Below are 22,633 nucleotides of genomic sequence, written 5' to 3'. Positions count from 1 at the left end.
CCCGTGGAAGACCTCCGCGAGGACCGCCCCGTGGACCTCGTCGCCGCCCTCGCCCACGCCCGCTCCCCGGAGCCACCCGGACCCGACACACCCGCCGGGACAGCGGTCCGGGCCTGGCCCGGACCGCCGCGCACCTTCCCGCCGGCCGGCCCGGCCGCCCTCGACCTGGGGGCCCTGCTGCGCCACTCGCTGTCCGCGGCGGACGACTCCGGACGCCTCAGGCCCGTGGCCTCGGCCGGTGCACTGCACCCGGTGGACGCCGAACTGTACGTGGGCGCGGGCTGCTCCCTGCCACCCGGCCGCTACGGCTACGACCCGCTGCGCCACCGCCTCCACCGCCTCGGCCGGCAACCCGAGCACACACCGCCCGGCGTGAGGGCCGAACTCTCCGTCACCGCACGGCGCACGATCTCCCACTACGGCCACCGAGCCTGGCCGCTGCTGCTGCTGGACACCGGGCACGCCGCCGCGGCCCTGTATCTCGCGGCCCGCGCGCTGGGCACGGACGAGCCCGAGGTACGGCTGGACGGTCTCGCCGAGAGCCCACTGGCCGCCGTGCACATCCCGCCGCCCGGCGGGCGAGGCGGTCCGGGACACCAGGAGGGCGGGCGGGGCCGGGCACACCCGGACGGCGGCGCCCGCGCCCTGGACCCGCCGGGGGGCCCGGCCACCCCCGCCGAACTCCTGGCGCGCCGCAGTACCCCACCGCCTCTGCCGGGCGCCCCGTCCCGGGAGGCGTTGCTGGCGATCCCCACCCCTGCCGAACTGCTGGCGCGCCGCAGTGCCCCACCGCCTCTGCCGGGCGCCCCGCCCCCGGACGCGCTGCTGGCGGTCCTCACCACCGCCGAACGGGCGGGCACCGGCGCGCTGCGGGAGGTCCTCACCACCACCGCACGGCCGGGCGGCGGCGACCTGCGCTGGTGCGCCGCGGTGGGCCCGCCACGACCCGCCCTGATGGCTCTGTCCGCCGACGGCACGACCCTGCGGCGGCACGCGGCGGGAGAGGCCCGCCCGACCCTCGCGGCCTGGGCCGCGGGCCAGGCGTGGATCGCGGACGCGGGCGCCGTCCTGTTCGCCCACGGCTGCCCCGCGGACGCCGACGCCGTGCACATCCGCCGCGCCCACCTGCGGGCCGGCTTCGCCGTCCACCTGGCCCATGTCACCGCCCTGCGCCACGGACTGGCGGCTCGGCCCGTCGGCTCGTGGCAGCAGGCGGACCTCGGCGCCGCCCTCGGCACCGCCCCGGGCCGGGACTGGGTCGTCCACGGACTGGCCCTCGGCACCCGCCACGCCGACGAGGAGAACACCACGTGATCGTCCACCCCGAGCTGCGCCGCGCCGCCAGGGGCGCCCGGCGCCCCCTGCTCGCGTCCACCGTCCTGCAGGGCGCCGTCACCCTGACCCACCTGGCACAGGCCGCACTGCTGGCCCTCGCGCTCGCCCACCTGGCCCGTGGTGACACCGGCCCGCTTCCATGGCTGCTGACCGCGGTGCTCGCCGTCGTCGCCGCCCGCGCCGGACTCGCCCTGTGGCAGCGGCGCACCGCCACCCGTGCCGGGGCCCGGGTCAGGGTGGCCCTGCGGGACGAACTCCTCACCCACCTGGGCCGGCTGGGGCCCGCCCACCTGACCACCGCGAGGGCCGGAGCCGTCCGCACCACCCTCGTCGACGGGGTGGAGGGCGTCGACGCCTACGTCTCCCGCTACCTGCCCCAGCTGCTGATCACCCTCACCGTGCCGCCCCTGGTCCTGGCCGTCCTGGCCGTGGTCGAACCGTGGGCACTCCTCGGCCTCGTCCCCGCCCTGCTGCTGGCCCTGGCCGGTCCGCGCGCCTGGGACCGGCTCCTGGCCGCCCGCGGCAAGGAGCACTGGGACACCTACGAAGGGCTCGGCGCCGACTACCTGGAGGCGCTCCAGGGCATGCCCGCCCTGCGTGCCGCCGGCGCCGTCGGGCGCACCCGCGCACGCCTGGAGGAGCGGTCCGCCGCGCTGCACCGGGCGACCGTCGCCAAACTGAGGGTGTCCCTGGTCGACACCGCCATCACCGACCTCGCCATCCAGGGCGGCACCGCCGCGGCCGCGCTCCTGGCGTGCTGGTCGGCCGTCACCGGATCCACCACGGCGACCGGCACCTATCTGGTGCTGCTGCTGGCCTCCGAGTGCTTCCGGCCGGTCCGCGACCTGGCCCGTGAATGGCACGCCGGATACCTGGGCCTGTCGGCCGCGGACGGCCTCGCGGCCCTGCGCACCGCCGAGCCGGCCGTCCCCGACACCGGAAAGGCCCCCGCCCGCTGGACGACCCCGCCCGAAGTGCGCTTCGACGACGTCCGGTTCACCTACGACGGCACACGGGCGCCCGCCCTCGACGGTGTCTCCTTCGGCGCGCAGGCGGGACGGACGACGGCGATCGTCGGCCCTTCCGGCGCGGGCAAGTCCACGCTGCTGGCCCTGCTCCTGCGCCACCACGACCCGCAGGAGGGCAGGATCACGCTCGACGGGCGCCCCACGACCGAGTACACCCTCGGCTCGCTGCGGCAGGGCATCGCCGTCGTGTCGCAGGAGACCTACCTCTTTCACGCCAGCATCGCCGACAACCTGCGCATGGCCCGGCCCGGCGCCACGGACGACGACCTGACCCGGGCCGCACGCGTCGCCGGAGTCCACGACGAGATAACCGCCCTCCCCGACGGCTACGCCACCGTCCTCGGTGAGCGCGGCGCCACCCTCTCCGGCGGCCAGCGCCAGCGTCTCGCCCTGGCGCGCGCGCTCCTCGCGGACGCCCCGGTGCTGGTGCTCGACGAGGCCACGAGCGCGGTCGACGAGCGCCGCGAAGCGGACATCCTCCGGGAACTGATGAACGCCGCGAGCGGCCGGACCGTCCTGGTGGTCGCCCACCGGCTGGCCGCCGTCCGGCACGCCGACCGCATCGTCGTCCTCGACGAAGGACGGGTGGACGCCGTCGGCGAGCACGCCGGTCTGGTCGAGGCCGGCGGCGTCTACGCGCGGCTCGTCGACGCCGGCCGCGCCCACCGAGGAGAACTCGCCGCATGAGCACCGCCACCGCCACCACCGCCCTCTCCGAAGCGGACGCACCCGCGCGCGGCGCACTGCGGGCCCTCCTCCCCGCCCTCGCCGCTCACCGCGCCATGACGGCCCGCACCTGCGCCGCCGCCCTCCTCGAACAGGGCTCCCTCGTCGCGCTGGTCACCCTGGCCGCGCACACCGTGGGCAGCGCCGTCATCGAAGGGCGAGCCCCCTCGGCCGCCACCGTCACCGCGCTCGTCGTCCTGGTTCTCGTCCGTGCCCTGACGACCTGGCGGGAGATGGACCTCTCGCACGACCTGGCCTACCGGGTGCTGGCCGTACTGCGGGTGCGCGTCTTCGACGGACTCGCCCGCAGCGCGCCCGCCCGTATCGCGGCCCGGCGCAGCGGCGACCTCGCCGCCACCGCCATGGCCGACGTGGAGGCGCTGGAATTCTTCTACGCCCACACCACCGCCCAACTGCTGGCGTCGGCGACGATGTTCACCGGCGGCTCCCTGGTCCTCGCCGTGGTGGAACCGTGGCTGCTGGCGGCCGTGCTCCCGGTCGCGGCCCTGCTCGCCGCGGCGCCCTTCGCCGACGCGCGCGGGCGCGCGGCACGCGGCGGCCGCACCCGGACGGCCGCGGCGAGGCTGTCCGCCGACACCGTGGAGACCGTCGACGGGCTGCGCGAACTGCTCGCCTTCGGCCGGCTCGCGGAACGCCGCCGCACGCTGGCGAAGCGGGGACGGCAGCTGGGCGACGCCCAGCGCGCCGAGGCCACCTGGGAGGCGGTCGCCGCATCGGTCCGCGACCTGCTCATCGTGGCCGCCGTCCTCGGCGTGGTCGCCGCGGCGGCGCAGTCCGTGACCTCCGGGCGGCTGCACGGCGCATGGGCCCCGGCGGCGATGGCCCTGGCCCTGTCCGTCCTCGGTCCGGTCGCGGAGTCGGCCCGCGCCCTGAGCCAGGCCGTGGCACTGCGCGCGGCGGCCGCCCGCGTCGGCGCGGCCGTCAAGGCCCCCGCCCTCGCCCCGCCGCCCCCCGCTCCCCGTCCCCTGCCGCCCGGTCCGTTGGGTGTCCGGCTGCACGGCGTGCGGTTCGACTACGGCGGACAGCCCGTGCTGGTCGGCGTCGACCTGACCGTCCCTCCCGGTCTAACACTCGCCCTGGTCGGTGTCTCGGGGGCCGGCAAGTCGACCTGCGCCCACCTGCTGGCCCGGTTCTGGGACCCCTCCCAGGGGGCGGTCCAGCTGGTGTCCGCCCACGGCGACCCCGTGGACATCCGGGACGTGAGCGACCCCGAACTGCGGCGGGCGGTCGTCCTCGTGGGACAGGAGACACCCCTCTTCCACGGCACCCTCGCCGAGAACCTGCGGCTCGCCGCACCCGAAGCGGACGACGACCTGCTCGCCACGGCAGCGCGCCGGTGCGGCGTCGACCGGATCGCCGCGCTGGACACCCTCGTGGGGGAGCGCGGCGCAACGCTCTCGGGAGGACAGCGGGCCCGCATAGCCCTCGCCCGCGCGCTGCTGGTACGCCCGCGTGTCCTCGTCCTCGACGAGTCCACCGCCCACCTGGACAACACCGGTGACGCCCAGCTCGCCGCCGCGCTGCGGGAGGAGGGCCGCACCACGATCGTCATCGCCCACCGGCCGGCCACCATCCGCCGTGCCGACCGCATCGCCGTCCTCGAGAAGGGCCGCATCACGGAAGAGGGAACCTGGGAGGACCTCACCAGCCGCCCCGGCAGCGCGCTCAACCGCGTACTCACCACCCCCTCCTGAGCGCGGGACGCCGCCCAGGCCCGGGCACGGGGGCTTGAGGCGCGTGCGTCCGGAACGACTTCTCCCGGACGAACGTCGCAACGACGGCGGTCGGCGGCACGGGGAGGAGTCCCACGCGCGTGCGCCCTTGCGTCTGAGATCGAGGGTGGATCCGCCGCTCGCCGCGTTGCCGACGGACGGCCTCTCGCCGCACACGCTGGTCGACGCGCTGGGGCCGGGGCTCGGGCGCCCGGCGGCGCGGCCCCGCCACGCCGACCGAAGCGGCGCCCGGCCCGCTGGGGGGCTACCGTCCCCGAGACCCGTAGGGTCCGTCCTTCGGAACCCGTGCCAACTCCACCTGCCTGAAGGTCACTTGAGCAGCGACCTTCTCGTGACGGACGTCCAGCGGGCCATCGTGGACCTCGCCGACGACGGCTCCGGATGACCTGCCGCGCCTGCGCAGGGCCATCGACGGGGCCCGGGCGGCGACATCCCCGTGATCTACGTGGTCATCGCACTGCGACCCGGCATCCCGGAGGTCGGGACGCGCAACAGGGCTCTCACCGCCCTCGCGAGGCCGGCCTCTGCGTCGAGGGCGCCCCGGGCACCGAGATCCACCCCGAGGTCGCGCCCCGGCCGGGTGACGTGGTGGTCACCAAGAGGCGGGCCGGCGCGTTCTCCGGCAGCGATCTCGACGTGGTGCTGCGGGCGCGCGGTATCGACAGCCTCGTGCTCACCGGCATCGCCACCGGTGCCGTGGTGCTGTCCGCCCTGTGCCGGGCGAACGACCTGGACTTCGGGCTTACCGTCCTCTCCTGCCTGGACACCGACCCGGAGGTGCACCGGGTCCTTGTCGAGCGACTGTTCCCGCGGTGGGCGGATGTCGTCACCGTCGACGCGTGGGCCGAGTCGGTGTCCAGCCCGGCCACATGACCGGGGCGGCGTCGCCCTCGGACGGGGACGGCCCGCTCATGCCGCCCGCGTGCCGGGCGCCCGCTGTTCGCCCGAGCCTCGGACGATCAAGCGGGTGGGGACGGTGACGGTCCGTGCCCGGGACCGGTCGCCGTCCAGGCGGGCGAGGGCGGTCGCCGCCGCGGTTCTGCCGATTTCCCCGGGGTCCTGGGCCACGACGGTCAGCGCCGGTTCGAGGGCTTCGGCGAGCGAGACGTCGTCGAAGGCGACGAAGGCGACGTCCTTGCGCTTGCTGCGGGCGAGTTCGGCCACTATGCCCAGCGCCATGATGTTGTTTCCCGCGTACAGGGCCGTGGGGGGATCGGCCAGGTCGAGCAGTCGCGCGGTCGCCGCCTCGGCGCCCTGCTGGTCGTGCGCGCTGACGACGAGTGAGCGGTCGCAGGGAATCTCGGCTTCCTGCAGGGCCGCGCGGTAGCCGGCCAGGCGTTCGCGGCGGGTGTAGAGCTTGGTGGGCAGGTCGCCGATGAAGCCGATGCGCCGGTGTCCGTGGGCGATCAGGTGGGCGACGCCCTCGTGGGAGCCGTCCCGGTTGGAGCTGACGACGCTGTCCGTGGCCAGGCCCGCGCCGGGGCGGTCGATGAAGACCACCGGCAGTCCCGCGGTGCGGTGGGCCTTGAGATGGGAGTGGTCGGCGCCGACGGACGGTACGACCATGAGGATGCTGACGCGGCGGGCGAGGAACTTGTCGGTCAACGAGCGCTCGCGGTCGGGATCGTCCGCGGAGGAGCCCACGAGCAGGGTCAGGCCACGGTCGCGCACCGTGTCCTCGATACTCCTGGCCACGGCCCCGAAGAAGGGGTTGGCCAGGTCGGGGACGACCAGTCCGATCGTGGTGTCGGGTCCTCCCACCCGGATGTTGCGGGCCATGAGGTTCGGCTGGAAGCCGAGCTTGGCGACGGCGGCGAGAACCTGTTCCCTGGTCTGTTCCGAGGCGTATCCGTCCTCGTTGAGAACGCGGGAGACGGTCTTGGCGCTGACGCCCACTTCTCGGGCGACGTCTGCCATGGTCGGGCGGCGGTTCGCTGCCATGGAGGAAACTGTCTCCTGTGCTCGTCGGTCCCGGCCGCGGCCTCGGCCGGTACCCGTGAGTGCGTCAATTGGCCTGGACTCCCGCGGCCTTCGCCGCCGCGGAATCCGCTACGACAGTATCCCCGGCCGCGTCGACGGTGAGCGCGCCGGTCATGATGGCCACGACCTCCGCCATGGAGTAGTCGGTCGGCCTGATCACGGCCGCGCGCCGGCCCAGCCGGTGGACGTGGATCCGGTCGGCGATCTCGAAGACGTGCGGCATGTTGTGGCTGATCAGAACCACCGGCATGCCCTTGTCGCGGACCCGGCGGATGAGGTCGAGGACCTGTCCGGACTCCTTGACGCCGAGGGCGGCGGTGGGCTCGTCCATGACGACGACACTGCGGGCCCAGGCGACGGAGCGGGCGACCGCGACGGCCTGCCGCTGCCCGCCGGAGAGCGTCTCGACCGACTGGGTCAGCGAACGCAGGCCGATCTTCAGGTCGGCCATGTGCTCGGCGGCCTCCTGGCGCATGCGCTTCTTGTCCAGCATGCGCAAGACACTGCCGAGGACACCGGGTCGGCGGAGCTCACGCCCGAGGAACATGTTCGAGGCGATGTCCATGGAGGCGGCCACGGCGAGGTCCTGGTAGACCGTCTCGATGCCGTGGGCGCGGGCACTCTGCGGGCCGGAGAACTGGATCGGTTCGCCGTTGAGGCGGATCTCGCCCTCGTCCGGGACCACCGCACCGGTGAGTGCCTTGATGAGGCTGGTCTTGCCCGCTCCGTTGTCTCCGATGACGGCGAGGACCTCACCGGGCATCAGGTCGAAGTCGGCGCCGTCGATGGCGGTGACATGGCCGTAGCGCTTGACCAGACCGCGGGCCTGAAGGACGGGGGTGGGGGAGGTCATCGGGCCTTCTTCCGGGAGATCTGGTCGACGGTCACCGCGAGGATCACCAGGACGCCGGTGATCAGGGTCTGGTAGATGGAGGCGACGCCCATCAGCTGAAGTCCGTTGCGGAAGACACCGACGATGAGGACGCCGATGAAGGTGCCCAGCACCGAACCGCGTCCGCCGAAGAGGCTGGTGCCGCCGAGGACCACGGCGGTGATGCTGTCGAGGTTGTCGGTCTGCCCCGCCTGGGGGTCGCCGACTCCGGTGCGGGATATGAGCAGCAGGGCGGCGATGCCGTAGAGCAGGCCGGCCGTGGTGTAGACGCCGATGGTCAGGCGGGAGGTGCGGATGCCGTTCAGCCGCGCCGCTTCCTGGCTGTTGCCGAGGGCGTAGACGTGGCGGCCCCAGCCGGTGCTGCTCAGCGCGTAGGCGAGGAGGAGGAACAGGGCGATGGTGACCAGCGAGCCGTAGGTGATGTCGGTGTGGCCGAGCGGGAAGGTCTGCCCGAGGGCCGTCAGCGGGCCGGGCAGGTTGGTGACCGTCTGCTCCTCGGAGTAGATGTGGGTCAGCGCGAACGCCACGTTGAGCATGCCGAGAGTGACGATGAACGGCGGCAGCGGGATCTTCTGCACCAACAGCCCGTTGAGCAGCCCGAATCCGCCGCAGACGCCGATGCCCAAGGCGATGGCGGCGAGCGGGGGCAGCGAGCCCTCGGCGGCCATCTTGGCGATCATGATGCTGCCGAACGCCATCACCGCGCCGCACGACAGGTCGATGCCCGCCGTGAGGATGATCAGGGTCTGGCCGATGGCGAGGGTACCGACGACCATGACCTGCTGCACGATCAGCGAGAAGTTGCCGCCCGTGAGGAACTGCTCGGTCGAGAAGGAGAAGAAGGCACAGGCCAGGAGGAGGGCGGCCAGTGGGCCGGTGGTGGGTGCCGTGAGCAGTCGGCGGGCCGTGGTCGGCGCTTTGAGCCCGGCATACGGCGAGGACGTGCTCGGAGGCGTGGACGTGGCGGTCATGCGAAGTCCTTGTCGGAAGACAGAGTCCTTGTCCGTCCCCGTCCGCCCTCGGGGGAGGAGCCGGAGGAAGCGGAGAAGCCGGAGGACAAGGGAACGAGGGGGCGGCCGTCCCCGCGGTCGGGGAGGAGGGGCCGGCCGCCCCGAGGAAGGGGAGGCGGCGTCGTGGGGTCGTCGGGGGCGGCTCAGCCCCAGCAGTTCTCCAGGCCGTAGCCGGTGTCCTTGGAGGTGACCCCGCCCTGCGCCTTGTCGGTGATCAGCGTGACGCCCGTGTCGGTGTAACCGGACGCCTTCTTGCCGTCCTTGGCGAACGCCACGACGGCCTTGACGCCCTCGGCGGCCATCTTCAGCGGGTACTGCTGCGAGGTCGCGGCGATCTTGCCGTCCTTGACCGCCTGGGTGCCGGTGCAGCCGCCGTCGACGGAGACGATCAGCACGTCCTTCTCCCGGCCCTTGGCCTTGAGCGCGGTGTACGCGCCCAGGGCGGCCGGTTCGTTGATCGTGTAGACGACGTTGATGCCGGGTTCCTTCTGGAGGCAGTTCTCCATGGCGGTCTGGCCCTTGGCCTGGTCGCCGCCGGTGTCCTGGGCGCAGGCGACGTCCTTGTCGGTGGCGCCGAAGCCCTTGAGGAAGCCGTTGTGCCGCTGGACGCCGACGGAGACACCCGGCGCCAGGTCGAGGGCGGCGATCTTGGCGGCCTTGCCCTTCATGGCGGCCTTGGCGTACTCGCCGATCAGCTCGCCCGCCTTGAGGTTGTCGGTGGCGAAGAGGGCGTCGACCGCGCTCTCCGGGTCGGTCGGGGTGTCCAGGGCGATGACCAGAACACCCTTGGCCTTGGCCTTCTCGATCGCGGGCACGATCGCCTTCGAGTCGCTCGGAGTGATCAGGATGCCCTTCACGCCGGCGGCGACCATGTTCTCCAGGGCGGTGACCTGCCCGGCGTTGTCCCCGTCGAACTTGCCTGCGGCTGTGGACAGTTCGGCGCCGTTCTCCTTGGCGGCCTTCTCCGCGCCCTCCTTCATCTTCACGAAGAACGGGTTGGTGTCGGTCTTGGTGATCAGGCCGACCTTGACGCTGCCCGAGCCGGAGCCCGAGGAGCCGGAGGAGCCCGAACCGGAGCCGGATCCGCAGGCCGTCAGGGTGAGGGCCGCGACACCCGCGACGGCGGCTGTTCTGAGGAGGGAGGAGGACAGACGAGTGGTGCGAGGCATGTTCGACTCCTGAGGTGTGGCGAGCGGCAGGGGGCTGTCGTCAGAGCTGGCCGCCCGGGATGTCATCGTTGACTTATGTCATCGTTGACACCGCATGGCGAGGATGATGGACTCCGTCTCCCGGAAACGTCAATGCCCTGCGTTCGTCACAAATCGGCAAACACCTCGCGACCTCCCCGCGGTGATGGCGGCAGACGCCGCGGCCGCCGCCCACCCGTCGCGCCACGACGCGCCCGGTGCGCCCGTACGTCCGTCAGAGAAGAGCAGCCCATGAGCCCGCGCCAGATCACCGTCCTGGGAGAGTGCGTCGCGGACGCGTTCGCCGAACCCGCAAGCACCTCCGGCGAACTCGCCCTGCGGGTGCTGCCCGGCGGTGGGCCTGCGAACACGGCCGTGTCACTGGCGCGGCTCGGCACCCCGGCCCGCTTCCTCGCCCGGCTGTCGGACGACGTCTTCGGCCGCCTGTTCCGTGCCCACCTGGAGACGTCCGGGGTGGACCTGTCGAGCGCCGTGCGGGCCGCGGAACCCAGCACCCTGGCCGTGGCGGAGCTGGACGCCCAGGGGCGGGCCGCGTTCTCCTTCCACGCACAGAACACGGCCGACTGGCAGTGGACGGCACCGGAACTGGCGCGGGTGGACCTCTCCGCGACCGCCTGCGTGCACACCGGTTCCCTGGCCCTGGTGCGGGAGCCCGGAGCGGCGGTGGTGGAGGACTTCCTGGCGGCGGCCGCCCCTCACGCGACCATCAGCATCGACCCCAACGTCCGGCCGCTGCTCGTCCACCCCGATGTCTACCGTGCCCGGCTGGCGCACTGGTGCGGCCTCGCCGATGTGCTGCGGCTGAGCGAGGACGACCTGGAACTGCTGCTGCCGGGCACGCCGCCCGAGGAGGCGTGCGACATCTGGCACGCGGCCGGTGCGCGACTCGTGGTGATCACGCGGGGCGGCGACGGCGCCCTGGCCTCGCTCGCCGGCGACCGGGTGGAGGTGCCTGCCGTGGAGACGAGTGTCGCCGACACCGTCGGGGCGGGGGACTCCTTCACGGCCGGGCTGCTGCACCACCTCGGCGTCCGCGGCCTCCTCGGTGGCCGCCTGGCGGCGACCCGACTCGACGACATCGCGCAAGCCTGCCGATTCGCCACCCGGGTCGCGGCCCTGACCTGCTCGGTCGCCGGCCCCAACCCTCCGTGGCAGAACCAGTTGGAGCAGGTCGCCGCAGTCGATCACGCATGACGGACGGGCGACTCGCGCAGCGGGCGTCACGGCCGAACCGTTGACGCGCCGGCCGCATTGCGTCCATCATCGGGCCACTCGATGTCATCGATGACACAAGTCAACGATGACATCCCTTCTCGGTGCGGTGGACGACAGCACCGGGAGGGCGTCACTCTCTGGCCGGTTCCGCCCCGGGCATCAGGCTCCGCCGTGCGGACGGCCGCAGCACAGGAGACACGATGAGCTCAGGACGTGCATCCCGGCAGGCCCGTGCACGGATGATCGCTGCTGCGGCGACCGTCTGCGCCCTGTCCGCAGCCGCGCCGGCTCCCCAGGCCGTCGCGGCCGGCACCTCGCCGTACTCCGAGACCTACCGGCCCCAGTTCCACTTCACCCCGGAGAAGAACTGGATGAACGACCCCAACGGCCTCGTGTACTACAAGGGCGAGTACCACCTCTTCTACCAGTACAACCCGAACGGCAACTCGTGGGGCGACATGTCCTGGGGGCACGCGGTGAGCAAGGACCTCGTGCACTGGAAGGAGCTGCCGCTCGCCCTGTCGCACGACGACGAGGAGATGGTGTTCTCCGGCAGCGCGGTCGTCGACTGGAACAACACCACCGGGTTCGGCACCAAGAAGAACCCGCCCATGGTGGCGATCTACACCAGCGCCTACAAGGACGGCGGCAAGCAGGCCCAGTCGCTCGCCTACAGCACCGACCGCGGCCGCACCTGGACCAAGTACCAGGGCAATCCGGTCATCGACATCGGCTCCAAGGAATTCCGCGACCCCAAGGTCCAGTGGTACGAGCCGACCAAGAGCTGGCTGATGACGGTGTCGCTGTCCAGCGAGCACAAGGTGCGCTTCTACTCGTCGAAGAACCTCAAGGACTGGGACCTGCTCAGCGAGTTCGGGCCGGCCGGCGCGACGGGCGGCGTGTGGGAGTGCCCCGACCTGTTCCCCCTCGCGGTCGACGGGGACGAGGACAACATCAAGTGGGTCCTCGTCGTCAACATCAACCCCGGCGGTATCGCGGGCGGTTCGGCCGCCCAGTACTTCCTCGGCGACTTCGACGGAAGGAAGTTCACCGCCGAGGACAAGGGCACCTACACCCCGCCCACCGGCACGGTGATGCAGGACTTCGAGAACACCGACTTCGGCGCGTGGACGACCACCGGTACCGCGTTCGGCGCCGGACCGGCGGCCGGGGCGGTGGCCGGACAGGGGACCGTCGACGGTTTCGACGGCAAGGGGCTCGCCAACAGCTTCCACGGCGGTGACGCGACCACCGGCATCCTCACCTCGCCCGAGTTCACCGTCGACAGCCGCTACCTGAACTTCAAGGTCGGCGGCGGACGGCACCCGCACGAGCCCGGGACGCTCCTGGAACAGGGCGACCCGCCCGCGGGAACGCTCCTGGCCGACTTCGAAGGCGGCAGCTACGGCGACTGGACGACGACCGGCCAGGCCTTCGGTTCGGCACCGGCCACCGGAACCCTCCCCGGCCAGCAGGAAGTCTCCGGATTCCGGGGCGGCGGCCTGGTCAACAGCTTCCTGAACGGCGACTCCACCACCGGCACCCTCACCTCGCCGGAATTCACCCTCGACAAGGACTACGTCAACTTCCTCGTCGGCGGCGGCAACCACCCCACCGGCACCGACCACCCCACCGCCGTCGAACTCCTCGTCGACGGCCAGGTGGTGCGCAGCACGACCGGAAAGGACGGCGAGGCGCTCAACTGGGCCTCCTGGGACATCAAGGACCTCGCCGGCAAGAAGGCGCGGATCAGGATCGTCGACGACAACACCGGCGGCTGGGGCCACATCAACGTCGACCACATCATGCTGTCCGACGCCGAGGCGCAGCCCGTGTCCCAGGAGACGTCCGTCAACCTGGTCGTCGACGGCCGGATCGTCCGCAGCGCCACCGGCGCCAACAGCGAAACCCTGGACTGGGCCTCCTTCGACCTGCGTCCCTACGCCGGCAAGAAGGCACGTATCCAGATCGTCGACCTGAACACCGCCGGCTGGGGCCACATCCTGGCCGACCGGTTCACCGCCGCCGACGCCCCCGCCAAGTCGGCCGTACAGCGCGCCGACTGGGCCGACTACGGCAAGGACTACTACGCGGCCGTGTCCTGGGAGAACGCACCGGGCGGCAAGCGCCACATCATCGGCTGGATGAACAACTGGGACTACAGCGGCGCCGTCCCCACCTCACCCTGGCGCGGCGCGCAGAGCATTCCCCGGGAGATGGCACTGCGCACGATCGACGGCCGGATCCGGCTGACCAGCAAGCCGGTGGGCAGCCTGGAGTCCCTCCGGCAGAGCGGGCCGCCGACGGCGTCCGGCGTCACCGTCGAGAGCACCACCCGGCCACTGATCGGCCCCGCGGCCCAGGGCAAGGCACTCGACATCGAGGCGACCTTCTCCCTCAAGGACGCCGAACGCTTCGGCCTGAAGGTGCGCACCGGCGCCGGAGGCGAGGAGACCGTCATCGGCTACGACACCACGACCCAGGAGCTGTACGTCGACCGCACCCGCTCCGGCGCCGTGGACTTCAACAGCACCTTCCCCGGTGTCCAGACCGCGCCGTTGAAGGCCGAGAACGGCAAGGTGAAGCTGCGGATCCTCGTCGACTGGTCGTCCGTCGAGGTCTTCGGCGGCAGCGGCGAGGCAGTGATCACCGACCAGATCTTCCCCGCCCCCGCCGCCCAGGGAGTGCAGGTCTTCGCCGAGAACGGCTCGGTGCGGCTGGACCGCGCCCGCGTCTGGCACCTCGACTCCGCACACGACTGACAAGGACACCGGACCATGAAGAAGACCCTGCTCGCCGAGTTCACCGCCCGTGAGGGAGCGCAGGACGAGGTCGCCCGCATGATCGGGGACTACGCCCTGAAGGTGCGCGAGGAGGAAGGCAACCTCGCCTTCGACGTCTACACCAAGACAGCCCACCCGCGCGCCTTCTGGATCTACGAGGTGTACCGGGACGAGGACGCCTTCCAGGCGCACCTGAACGCCCCGTACGGTGGCCCGTTCAACGCCGCCCTCATCCCGCTGATCGAGGAGGACGCCTCCGTACTGACCTTCCTGGATCCGCTCGTCTGACCGGGCCGGGCGGCGGGAGGAGCTGCCGGCGGCTACACGTCCGCGACGCCCGTCCGCGGCTGCGGGGGCGTCGACTCCGCCAGGGCTTCGGCCTCGTGGTGGCGCCGGGTGCCGGCCGTGAACTCGCGCGTGTACGCGGCCTCGTCCATCGTGGCGCGCAGGCGGGCCGCGATGCGCTCCACGTCCCCCCGCTCCGCCGGGGGGTGCGGGGCGCCGGCCCGCTCCCGGGTCGCTGCCGCCGTGCCGAGGAGGCGGGCCGCGCGCGCCGGGGCGCCTGCCAGGGAGTAGGCGCCTGCCAGGCCCTCGAGGGCCAGGGCGACCGAGCGGGGGTCCTTGATCGTGGCGGCGGCCGCGAGGCCGTCCCGGTGGCAGGCCATGGCCCGGCCGGCGTCGGCGCGCTGTTCGGCGATGAAGCCCAGCTCGGCCAGGACCAGCGCGAGGCCCGGGCCGTCACCGCGGCGCCGGTTCCAGGCGAGCCAGGGGCGAAGCCACTCCTCGGCGGCGTCGAGGCGGCCCTGGCGGCGGGCGCTCAGCGCGAGGCCCAGCGCGGCGAACTGCTCGGCCGGCTGGTTGCCCTGCCCGACCGCGATCCGCAGCGCGCGCGCGTGCAGGTCGTCGGCCTCGTCGTAGCGCCGGCCGAGCAGGGCGATCCTGCCGAGGCCCGACAGCTTCGTCGACATCTCCGGCCATGTCTCCAGGGCCTGCGCGATCCGCAGGTTCTCCCGGTGCAGTCGGGCTGCCAGGTCGTAGTCACCGTTGATCTCGGCGAGCCTGCCGAGCACATCGGTCGTCTTCGAACGGCCCCACAGATCACCCAGTTCCGCGAAGTGGGCGCGGGCCTCCTCGGCGTTTGCGCGCAGCGACTCCAGATCCCCCCGGGCCAGGGCGAAGCACGCGCGCGTGGTCAGCGCGGCGGCGGTGCCCCACGCGTCGCGCAGAGTGCGGAAGCGGACCAGGACGCGCTCGACCCGCTGCTCGCCCTCGACCAGGGCCCCCACCGTCCACTGCGCGTGCGCCAGGAACCACTGTGCCCTGGTCGATTCCAGGGTCGACTCGGGCGGGTACTCCTCCACGGCGTCGCACTCCCGGTCGTGCTCGCCGAGCAGCAGACGGATGCCCGTGTACCAGAACACCGTCTCCGCGCGCTCCTCCGGCGCGGTCTCGCCCGGCGTGTCCAGGGCCATCGCCAGCGCCCTGCGGGCCTCGCCCAGACGGCCACGGACATACCAGTACCAGGTGAGCGAGCTGACCAGGCGCAGCGCCTCCTGTGCGGCCCCGGCCCGGTCGGCCTCCGCCAGCGCGCGCTGCACGTTGGCCGCCTCCAGGTCCAGGTACTGGAACCAGCGGGACTGCTCCCGTTCGTGCAGATGCGGCCGGGCCCGCTCGGCGAGCCGGACGCAGTGACGCAGGTGCCGGGCGGCGGTCTCGGCGTGCTCACCGGACTCGGCCAGCTTGTCACGCGCGTAGACCGCGACCGACTCCAGCAGCCGGTAGCGCGGGCCCTGCGGGCCCTCGCTGCGGACGGCCAGGGAGCGTTCCACGAGCAGACCCAGCGCGTCGAGGACGTCGGCGGGGGACACGCCGCCGCCGGAGCACACGTCCTCGGCGGCCCGCAGACCGCACCCCTCGGCGAACACCGACAGCCTGCGCAGCACGGTTCGTTCGCGGTCGTCGAGCAGGCTCCAGCTCCAGTCGAGGGTGGCCTGCAGCGTCCGGTGGCGCGAAGGAGCGTCACGATAGCCGCTGTTGAGCACCTTGAGGCGGTCGTCGAGCCGGTCGTGCAGTTCCCTGATGCCCAGAGACCGCACACGCGTGGCGGCCAGTTCCAGCGCGAGCGGGATGCCGTCGAGGCGTCGGCACACATCGGCGACCAGGGGGGCGGTGGTGGGGTCGAGCACGAACTCCGGGTCCGTCGCCCTGGTCCGGTCCAGGAAGAGGCGTACGGCCCCCGCGCTCGTCAGCGCGTCGAGGTCCGGGGGGTCCTCCGGGGGCAGCGACAGGGGTGCCACCGGGTACACCGTCTCGTCCCGGGTGCGCAGGGGTTCCTGACTGGTCGTCAGAACGCGCAGGTGTGCGGCCCGGCTCAGCAGCAGGCAGGCCAGGTGCGCGACGGCCTCCACGACGTGTTCGCAGCTGTCCAGCACGAGCAGCAGCCGCCGGCCGGCCAGCGCGTTCGCCAGGCGGTCGGCCGGACCCCTGGCGTCGTCGTCCGAGGTGCCCTCCCGGATACCCAGCGTCGCCATCACCTGCTCGGCCAGCGCCTCCGCGCCGGCGAAGCGTTCCAGGCCCCCGGCGTCCGCGAGCTCCACCAGCCAGGTGCCCTCGCCGAACGCGCCCGCCAGACTCTCCGCTGTGGCCTGGGCGAGACGGGTCTTGCCGACCCCGCCCGGGCCGGTGAGTGTCACCAGGCGCCGTTGTAAGAGCAGCGTCCGGATCGCCCGTACGTCCTGCTCGCGGCCCACCAGCGGCGAGACCGAACCGGTCGGGCCCGGCCCCGCCAGCGGCCCCGCGGCAGAGGCCGCGGGCGGCTCGGGCCGGGCCAGAACCGGGTCGTGGCGCAGGATGGACCGCTGCAGGGCCTCCAGGGACGGCCCGGGGGTCAGCCCCAACTCCTCGTCGAGCCGGCGCCGCAGATCGTTGAAGCAGTCGAGCGCGTCAAAGGAGCGGCCCGCCTGATACAGCGCCCACATCAGCGCGCCCCGCAGCCCCTCGCGCAGTGGATGCTGCTCCACCAGCTCCGTCAGCTCGCCCACCAGCAGGCTGTGCTCGCCCAACTCCAGCCGCGCCGAGGCGTGTTCCTCCACCGCGGTCAGGCGCTCCTCCTCCAGGCCGGCCGCTGTCGGCCGCACGGACGGCTGGTCGGCGAACTCGGCGAAGGCGGGGCCGCGCCACAGCGCCAGGGCCTCGGTGTACAGCGCCGCCCGCGTCATCGGATCCGCACCGGAGCGGGCCCGGGCGACCAGGTCGCGGAACCGCCCGGCGTCGAGCGCTCCGGCCGGGATCTCCAGGACGTATCCGGGCGGCCGGTACGCGACCAGTTCGCGGCCGCCCGCCTCCGCGTCCTCCAACGCACGCCGCAACTGGGAGACTTTGGCCTGGAGCGAGGCCGTCGGCCGTGCCGTGAACGTCGAGCCGCTCCACAGGTCCTCGATGAGCCGCGCCGCCGGGACGACCTGCCCGTGGTGGGCGAGCAGATCGGCGAGGAGCATGCGCACCTTGACTTCGGGGACCCGCACGACCCGTCTTGCGTCCGTGCGCACCTCCAGCGGCCCCAGCACCCCGAATTCCATGATCTCAGCGTAACCGGCCGACGACAGGCGTGACGTGCGACGAAAGGGGCTCGGCCACCCTCCCGAGGGCGCTCCCACAGCGCTTTTTTGAAGCCGTCCGAAGCGAATCCGAAGGGGCATACGCCAGGGTTCCCCGAGGAATGCGGTTCGGCGCTGGTGCGGAAGGCGGGGGCAGGTTGCCGAGAACGAACGACTGCGGCCGGCGATCGTCATCGGCAGCATCAGGAAGGGCCGGTTCGGGCACGACGCGGCGGAATGGCCGGCCTCACGGGCCCGGTCGCGGACCGACTTCGACGTGGACGTCGAGCACCTGGACGGCGACGCTCTCCCCCGGCCGGGCCCAGGAGGAGGTCTTCGCGTCCGGCTCCGTCGAGATCACCAGCGCGGTCGCGCCGACCGGCGTCGCGGTCCCCACCGAGGGCGGCTGCTCCTCAACGGCACCGGGAAGTTCGACACCGGCGGCAAGGGCGCCGACTGGGACTTCACCGCGGCGATGGTGCGCGACCCGGACGGCAGCGACGGCGAGATCACGGCCCTCGCCCCCCCTGTCCGACCTCACGATCGTCGATGACTGGGACCCGTGCAGGACCGTACAGCACACCACTTTCGTACTGGAGGAACACATTCATGGGTGACAACCACACCTCGGTGTCGGTGCTCGGCCTCGGCCTGATGGGGCAGGCCCTGGCCGCCGCCTTCCTGAAGGCGGGTCACGCCACGACCGTGTGGAACCGCTCGGCGGACAAGGCCGACGTCCTCGTCGCGGACGGCGCGGTCCTCGCCGCGACCCCCGCCGACGCCGTCACCGCGAGCGACCTCGTGGTCGTGTGCGTGTCGACGTACGACGTCGTGCACGACGTCATCGGATCGCTCGGCGACGCCCTGCGCGGCAAGACCGTCGTCAACCTGACCACCGGCTCCTCCGAGCAGGCCCGGCAGGCCGCCGAGTGGGCGGAGAAGAACGGCGCGCAGTACCTCGACGGCGCCATCATGATCACCCCGCCCGGTATCGGCGCCGCGACCTCCGTCCTCTTCTACGCCGGTGACCAGGCCGTCTTCGACGCCCACGAGCCGGTGCTGAAGCTCCTCGGCGGCGGCACCACTTACCTCGGCACCGACCACGGCAAGCCCGCCCTGTTCGACGTGTCGCTGCTCGGCCTGATGTGGGGTGCCCTCAACAGCTTCCTGCACGGCGTGGCCATCGTGGAGACCGGTGGCGTCAAGGCCCAGGAGTTCCTGCCGTGGGCCCACATGTGGCTCGACGCCATCAAGATGTTCACGGCCGACTACGCCGCCCAGATCGACGCCGGCGACGAGAAGTTCCCGGCCAACGACGCCACCCTGGAAACGCACCTGGGCGCGCTCAAGCACCTCGTCGAGGAGAGCGAGGCGCTCGGCGTCGACACCGCACTGCCCAAGTACTCCGAGGCGCTGATGGAGGGCGTCATCGCCCAGGGCCACGCCAAGAACAGCTACGCCAGCGTCGTGGAGGCGTACCGCCGCCCGAACCGGTGAGCACCGGGCCCGGTATCCGCTTCACCCCCTGACGAAGGGGCCGGTTCCCAATCCCCCGTCGGAACCGGCCCCTTCCCCATGCCCCGAAACACCGACGTCCCGCAATCCGCTGCCGTGTTCCACTGGAGCGCCGGCCCCGACAGCCCCGACTACCACCTGCTGCGCATCGACCCCTGGCGGGTCCAGGTCCTGCGCGGTCCGGACCTGAGCAGCCGCATCTGGACGGTCGGGTCTCCGCCGAACCCTTGACACCCCTCCGCATCACCGGCGCCCTGTCCTTCGCCGAGTACCGGCCGACGCCACCCTCCCCGGTGCCACAGCGTCGTAATCGCGCCGATTTCACGGACGTGGCGTACGGCGAGGTGAGCGACGGGGCGAGCGGCGCGAGAATGGTGGGAGCCTGACGCACGTTCCCCCGTCAGGCTCGCTCCGAGATCAGCACGCTCCGAGATCAGCACGCTCCGAGCTCAGCACGCTCCGAGCTCAGCTCGCTCCGAGATCTGCACCACTCCCGGATCGGGCACGCCGCGCGAACAGGCGCGCTCCCCAGATGTGATCGGACCGTCTTCGACCGGCCCCCACGCGCCGGAACGGAGGACTGACTCATGGCCACCCCACTCACCGCCGCCCGGCTCGTCGCCGCGTTGAAGGCCGAGGGCTGCGCCGTTCACGAGGTCGCCGGCTGGCGCACCAACAACCGTAACCACAAGGGCCCTTGGGGCCCCGTGCACGGTGTGGTGATCCACCACACCGTCACCGGCCCCGGCACGGACGTCGTCAGGCTGATCTTCCACGGCCACAGCGCCCTGCCCGGCCCGCTCGCCACCGGGTGCATCACCAAGGACGGCGTCGTCCACCTCGTCGGCAACGGCCGGGCCAATCACGCCGGCGGCGGCGACGGCGACGTGCTCAACGCCGTCATCGGCGAGTCGTACGGCACGTATCCGCCCCCGACGCACGAACACGACGGCTCGGCAGGCGCGGTCGACGGCAATGCCCGCTTCTACGGCTGGGAGTGCGAGAACAAGGGCGACGGCACAGACCCGTGGCCGCCCGCCCAGTACCTCGCGATGGTCAAGGCCACCGCCGCGATCTGCCGCGCACACGGCTGGGGCCCCAAAAGCGCCATCGGCCACCTGGAATGGAGCGACTGGAAGGTCGACCCGCGCGGATTCGACATGGCCGGCTTCCGCCGTGACGTCGCCGACGCCCTGGCCCGTCCGGCGGGCCGGTGGGAAGGAGAGGACCCCATGCCCCAGTACGTCAACCTCGGTGTCGCCGCGCAGTACCGGCTCGCGCCCGGCGCCTGGGACTCGGTCGAGTTCACCGCGGAGTGGACCGACGAGACCGGCGACCACGCCACCGGCGGAAGCGTCTTCGCCCGCGGCCCGGCCCGCTTCAGCGGAACCCTCAGCCTTCACATCGACGGTCTGCCGGCGGGCGCGGTCGTCCAGGCGCGCATGTCGGAGTACCAGGGAGACCAGCTCCGCGCGGACCACCCGATCCACGAGATCGTCGGGACGGACGGCGGCACCTACGCCGTCCTGCCGGTGACGAAGCGGATCGCGTCGGGCCGGGGTATGCGGGTGCGGCTGCTCAACCAGGCCGCCGTGCCGGTCACCGTCGCGAGCGCCGTACTGACCGTGCTGGTGTGGAAGGAACCGTGAGGCGCCGGCGCCACCTCGGCGCGGGCAGGCCGGGGCCCGGGCAGCGCACGTGCGCGGCGGGCACCGTGCCGTGCAGCGGGTGGGCGGCCACGGTGCCGTCCACGCGCGCGTTGCCGCGGCGGGCGAAGCCCCCGCGGGAGTAGTCGTCGTCGAGGGTGAGCAGGCCTGAGCCGGGAAGCAGCCGCAACAACGAGCGGGGCCCTCGACCGGCGTCACCGGGGGCCCGCCTCGCTGTCCGGGCCGCTGGACCGGCCTCGACGGGCATCTGCCTGCTCGCCCGCGACCCGTGGGCCGGGATCGGCGGCACCGACGGCGTCGTGCGCGCGAGTGACCCGTCATCTTCTTCCCGGCCCTCTCGCAGGACCGCGAAGAAGATGACGGGGGACCGCAGCGCGTCACGCTGGCCCGCCCCCTCCTCGCCCGGCCCAGGTCCTCATCTGCGACGAGATCACCTCGGGCCGGACGACGGAGCCGTCGATGGCGTGGGCCTTTTGTCACACGGCCACGGCCACGGCCCGGGCCGGTGCGTGCCGAGCTGCGCCCTGACCGCCGAGCCCGCACGCTGGAGGGACAGCACACGTCCGCGCGAGGGAGCACCGGCATGACGGAGGGCCGCAGCGACAGCGGGAAACCGAAGAAGGGCGACAAGGTCACCTGGAGCAGTCACGGCAGCCGCACCGAGGGCGAGGTGGAGAGGGAGATCACGGAGCGGACCGAGGCATCCGGCCGCACGGTCGACGCCTCGCCGGACGACCCGCAGTACGAAGTGCGCAGCCACAAGTCCGGCAGGACCGCGGTGCACAAACCGTCCGCGCTCAAGAAGAAGAAGAAGTGAGGCGGCGTGGACGACGAGGAACGCGAGAAGACCTGGAACGACTTCCGTGAGCTGGTCAACATGACACCGGCCGGTCTGGAGGAGTGGCTGGCGTCCGACGCATCACTGGGCGCCGGGCAGCATCAGGACGGGGGCGAGTCCACCGGGCACGCCTCCGGCCGGCGGATCGTGGCGATCCTGCGGGCCGACAAGGGCGACCTCACGGACGACGACTACCGGCACATGCGCAAGGTCGTCGGCTATGTCCGCCGGCACCTGGCCCAGCGGCCCTCCGGGGACGTACGGGACACGCGGTGGCGGCACTCCCTCATGAACTGGGGCCACGACCCGCTCAGCGGGTGAGCACCCGGCTCCGGGGAACGTCTCCTCGGGGGGAGGTCCGTCTGCCTCCGGGGATCACTACGCGCCGGTCTCCTGGGGGGCCGGGGCGACGCCGTTCAGGGCCTGGCTCATCTGGTGCTGCGTCTCCTCGGCCACCACACGGGCCTCCTCGACGACATCACCTCGTTCGCGTATGAGGCTCTCGTAGATCGGCAGTTCTTCGGTCCGGGGCGAGTCGGGTATCACAGCGGTGTTCCTATCGCTTTGCAGTCGGGATCTGAAGGGTCCGAGTAAGTCTGCGTCACGGCCTCCCACCGCGTTACTCACCCCCGTGGTGTCCCGATTTCCTTCACTTGCTTCGCGAATCCCCCACGTCCGCGGCCCAGGCCGCCGCCCGCCGCACGCACCCGAAAGGGCCCCGGGAATCGCTTCCCGGGGCCCTTTCGGTGCGGATGTCGTCAGAGCGACGTCGTGTGGACGCCCGCGTTCGCGCCCGCGGCGGCGCCCTCCGGCGAGAGGGTCGCCTGCAGGGTGGCGCAGGCCTCGCCGGTCAGGGGGCCGACCACGCCGGCGGAGAGGCCGCCCACGAGGCCCGCGGAGACACCGACGCCGCCCGCGTTGCCGCCGGCGACAGTGTCCAGGTCGGCGTCGGAGAGCTCGGCGGTGTCGACCCGAGAGGTGAGGTTCATGGGGGTGTTTCCCTTCGCGTGAATGTCTCGCAGTGGCGGTGAGCACGGGTGACGCCGGAATCCGGGTACCTGGATTCCGTCCCGGCCGCTCCCGCCG

Annotated in this window: 20 protein-coding genes; 12 read left to right on the top strand and 8 right to left on the bottom strand. The window is 72.6% G+C overall.

The window, feature by feature from the left end; all coding sequences use genetic code 11:
• Positions 1 to 3: 3 nt before the first annotated feature.
• The 4 genes from ACIQHQ_RS10820 (at position 4) to ACIQHQ_RS10805 (ending at position 5,716) form a co-directional block, all read left to right on the top strand.
• Positions 4 to 1,314, top strand: coding sequence for a SagB/ThcOx family dehydrogenase (locus ACIQHQ_RS10820; RefSeq protein ID WP_402611519.1), 1,311 nt, complete (start codon positions 4 to 6; stop codon positions 1,312 to 1,314).
• The gene (locus ACIQHQ_RS10815) at positions 1,311 to 3,050 is read left to right on the top strand and encodes an ABC transporter ATP-binding protein/permease (protein ID WP_402611518.1); all 1,740 of its coding nucleotides are present in this window, start codon (positions 1,311 to 1,313) and stop codon (positions 3,048 to 3,050) included. Before ACIQHQ_RS10820 ends, ACIQHQ_RS10815 begins: the two co-directional genes overlap by 4 nt.
• Positions 3,047 to 4,804, top strand: a complete 1,758-nt coding sequence (locus ACIQHQ_RS10810) for an ABC transporter ATP-binding protein (RefSeq protein ID WP_402611517.1) — start codon at positions 3,047 to 3,049, stop codon at positions 4,802 to 4,804. Before ACIQHQ_RS10815 ends, ACIQHQ_RS10810 begins: the two co-directional genes overlap by 4 nt.
• 420 nt (positions 4,805 to 5,224) lie before the next feature.
• On the top strand, positions 5,225 to 5,716 hold the full coding sequence (locus ACIQHQ_RS10805) for a cysteine hydrolase family protein (protein WP_402611515.1): 492 nt from the start codon (positions 5,225 to 5,227) through the stop codon (positions 5,714 to 5,716).
• Positions 5,717 to 5,752: 36 nt separating this feature from the next.
• On the opposite strand, the gene ACIQHQ_RS10800 is transcribed toward ACIQHQ_RS10805, so the two are convergent.
• The 4 genes from ACIQHQ_RS10800 to ACIQHQ_RS10785 form a co-directional block, all read right to left on the bottom strand.
• A complete protein-coding gene (locus ACIQHQ_RS10800; RefSeq protein ID WP_402611513.1) occupies positions 5,753 to 6,784 on the bottom strand; it encodes a LacI family DNA-binding transcriptional regulator in 1,032 nt (343 codons plus the stop codon).
• 64 nt (positions 6,785 to 6,848) lie between these two features.
• The gene (locus tag ACIQHQ_RS10795) at positions 6,849 to 7,676 is read right to left on the bottom strand and encodes an ATP-binding cassette domain-containing protein (protein WP_402611511.1); all 828 of its coding nucleotides are present in this window, start codon (positions 7,674 to 7,676) and stop codon (positions 6,849 to 6,851) included.
• Complete coding sequence (locus ACIQHQ_RS10790) at positions 7,673 to 8,686, bottom strand: ABC transporter permease (RefSeq protein WP_402611509.1); 1,014 nt, start codon at positions 8,684 to 8,686, stop codon at positions 7,673 to 7,675. Before ACIQHQ_RS10790 ends, ACIQHQ_RS10795 begins: the two co-directional genes overlap by 4 nt.
• 182 nt (positions 8,687 to 8,868) lie before the next feature.
• Complete coding sequence (locus ACIQHQ_RS10785) at positions 8,869 to 9,894, bottom strand: sugar ABC transporter substrate-binding protein (RefSeq protein WP_402611507.1); 1,026 nt, start codon at positions 9,892 to 9,894, stop codon at positions 8,869 to 8,871.
• A gap of 270 nt (positions 9,895 to 10,164) precedes the next feature.
• Here ACIQHQ_RS10785 and ACIQHQ_RS10780 point away from each other — a divergent pair, with 270 nt between their 5' ends.
• The 3 genes from ACIQHQ_RS10780 to ACIQHQ_RS10770 all read left to right on the top strand — a co-directional run bounded on the left by ACIQHQ_RS10780 (position 10,165) and on the right by ACIQHQ_RS10770 (position 14,219).
• Positions 10,165 to 11,127, top strand: coding sequence for a carbohydrate kinase (locus ACIQHQ_RS10780; protein ID WP_402611505.1), 963 nt, complete (start codon positions 10,165 to 10,167; stop codon positions 11,125 to 11,127).
• Positions 11,128 to 11,348: 221 nt separating this feature from the next.
• Positions 11,349 to 13,910 (top strand): GH32 C-terminal domain-containing protein, encoded by a 2,562-nt coding sequence (locus ACIQHQ_RS10775; RefSeq protein ID WP_402611503.1) that lies wholly within the window; start codon positions 11,349 to 11,351, stop codon positions 13,908 to 13,910.
• Positions 13,911 to 13,925: 15 nt separating this feature from the next.
• Complete coding sequence (locus ACIQHQ_RS10770; RefSeq protein ID WP_402611501.1) at positions 13,926 to 14,219, top strand: putative quinol monooxygenase; 294 nt, start codon at positions 13,926 to 13,928, stop codon at positions 14,217 to 14,219.
• A 32-nt stretch (positions 14,220 to 14,251) separates the two neighbouring features.
• Here ACIQHQ_RS10770 and ACIQHQ_RS10765 read toward each other — a convergent pair whose 3' ends face one another.
• Together ACIQHQ_RS10765 and ACIQHQ_RS10760 are read right to left on the bottom strand one after the other, a co-directional pair.
• Positions 14,252 to 17,509 carry a BTAD domain-containing putative transcriptional regulator gene (locus ACIQHQ_RS10765; protein WP_402611500.1) on the bottom strand — a complete coding sequence of 1,086 codons (3,258 nt, stop codon included), beginning with the start codon at positions 17,507 to 17,509 and terminating at the stop codon, positions 14,252 to 14,254.
• A 265-nt stretch (positions 17,510 to 17,774) separates the two neighbouring features.
• Positions 17,775 to 17,924: a hypothetical protein gene (locus ACIQHQ_RS10760; protein WP_402611499.1), complete on the bottom strand. Its 150-nt coding sequence runs from the start codon at positions 17,922 to 17,924 to the stop codon at positions 17,775 to 17,777.
• A 212-nt stretch (positions 17,925 to 18,136) separates the two neighbouring features.
• Here ACIQHQ_RS10760 and ACIQHQ_RS10755 point away from each other — a divergent pair, with 212 nt between their 5' ends.
• The 5 genes from ACIQHQ_RS10755 (at position 18,137) to ACIQHQ_RS10735 (ending at position 21,868) form a co-directional block, all read left to right on the top strand.
• Positions 18,137 to 19,024, top strand: a complete 888-nt coding sequence (locus ACIQHQ_RS10755; protein WP_402611498.1) for an NAD(P)-dependent oxidoreductase — start codon at positions 18,137 to 18,139, stop codon at positions 19,022 to 19,024.
• 78 nt (positions 19,025 to 19,102) lie between these two features.
• On the top strand, positions 19,103 to 19,273 hold the full coding sequence (locus tag ACIQHQ_RS10750; RefSeq protein ID WP_402611497.1) for a hypothetical protein: 171 nt from the start codon (positions 19,103 to 19,105) through the stop codon (positions 19,271 to 19,273).
• Positions 19,274 to 19,629: 356 nt separating this feature from the next.
• Positions 19,630 to 20,691, top strand: a complete 1,062-nt coding sequence (locus tag ACIQHQ_RS10745) for an N-acetylmuramoyl-L-alanine amidase (RefSeq protein ID WP_402611496.1) — start codon at positions 19,630 to 19,632, stop codon at positions 20,689 to 20,691.
• A gap of 601 nt (positions 20,692 to 21,292) precedes the next feature.
• The gene (locus ACIQHQ_RS10740) at positions 21,293 to 21,526 is read left to right on the top strand and encodes a DUF2945 domain-containing protein (protein ID WP_402611495.1); all 234 of its coding nucleotides are present in this window, start codon (positions 21,293 to 21,295) and stop codon (positions 21,524 to 21,526) included.
• A gap of 6 nt (positions 21,527 to 21,532) precedes the next feature.
• The gene (locus ACIQHQ_RS10735) at positions 21,533 to 21,868 is read left to right on the top strand and encodes a DUF3140 domain-containing protein (protein ID WP_402611494.1); all 336 of its coding nucleotides are present in this window, start codon (positions 21,533 to 21,535) and stop codon (positions 21,866 to 21,868) included.
• 57 nt (positions 21,869 to 21,925) lie between these two features.
• On the opposite strand, the gene ACIQHQ_RS10730 is transcribed toward ACIQHQ_RS10735, so the two are convergent.
• Positions 21,926 to 22,093 carry a hypothetical protein gene (locus ACIQHQ_RS10730; protein ID WP_402611493.1) on the bottom strand — a complete coding sequence of 56 codons (168 nt, stop codon included), beginning with the start codon at positions 22,091 to 22,093 and terminating at the stop codon, positions 21,926 to 21,928.
• Between the two features lie 212 nt (positions 22,094 to 22,305).
• Positions 22,306 to 22,536, bottom strand: a complete 231-nt coding sequence (locus tag ACIQHQ_RS10725) for a hypothetical protein (RefSeq protein WP_402611491.1) — start codon at positions 22,534 to 22,536, stop codon at positions 22,306 to 22,308.
• Between the last annotated feature and the right edge of the window lie 97 nt (positions 22,537 to 22,633).

The sequence above is a fragment of the Streptomyces sp. NPDC092370 genome, assembly GCF_044755265.1.
GTDB lineage: Bacteria > Actinomycetota > Actinomycetes > Streptomycetales > Streptomycetaceae > Streptomyces.
The sequence above is the reverse complement of the archived record's forward strand: the minus strand, read 5'-3'. Positions and strand labels throughout refer to the sequence as shown.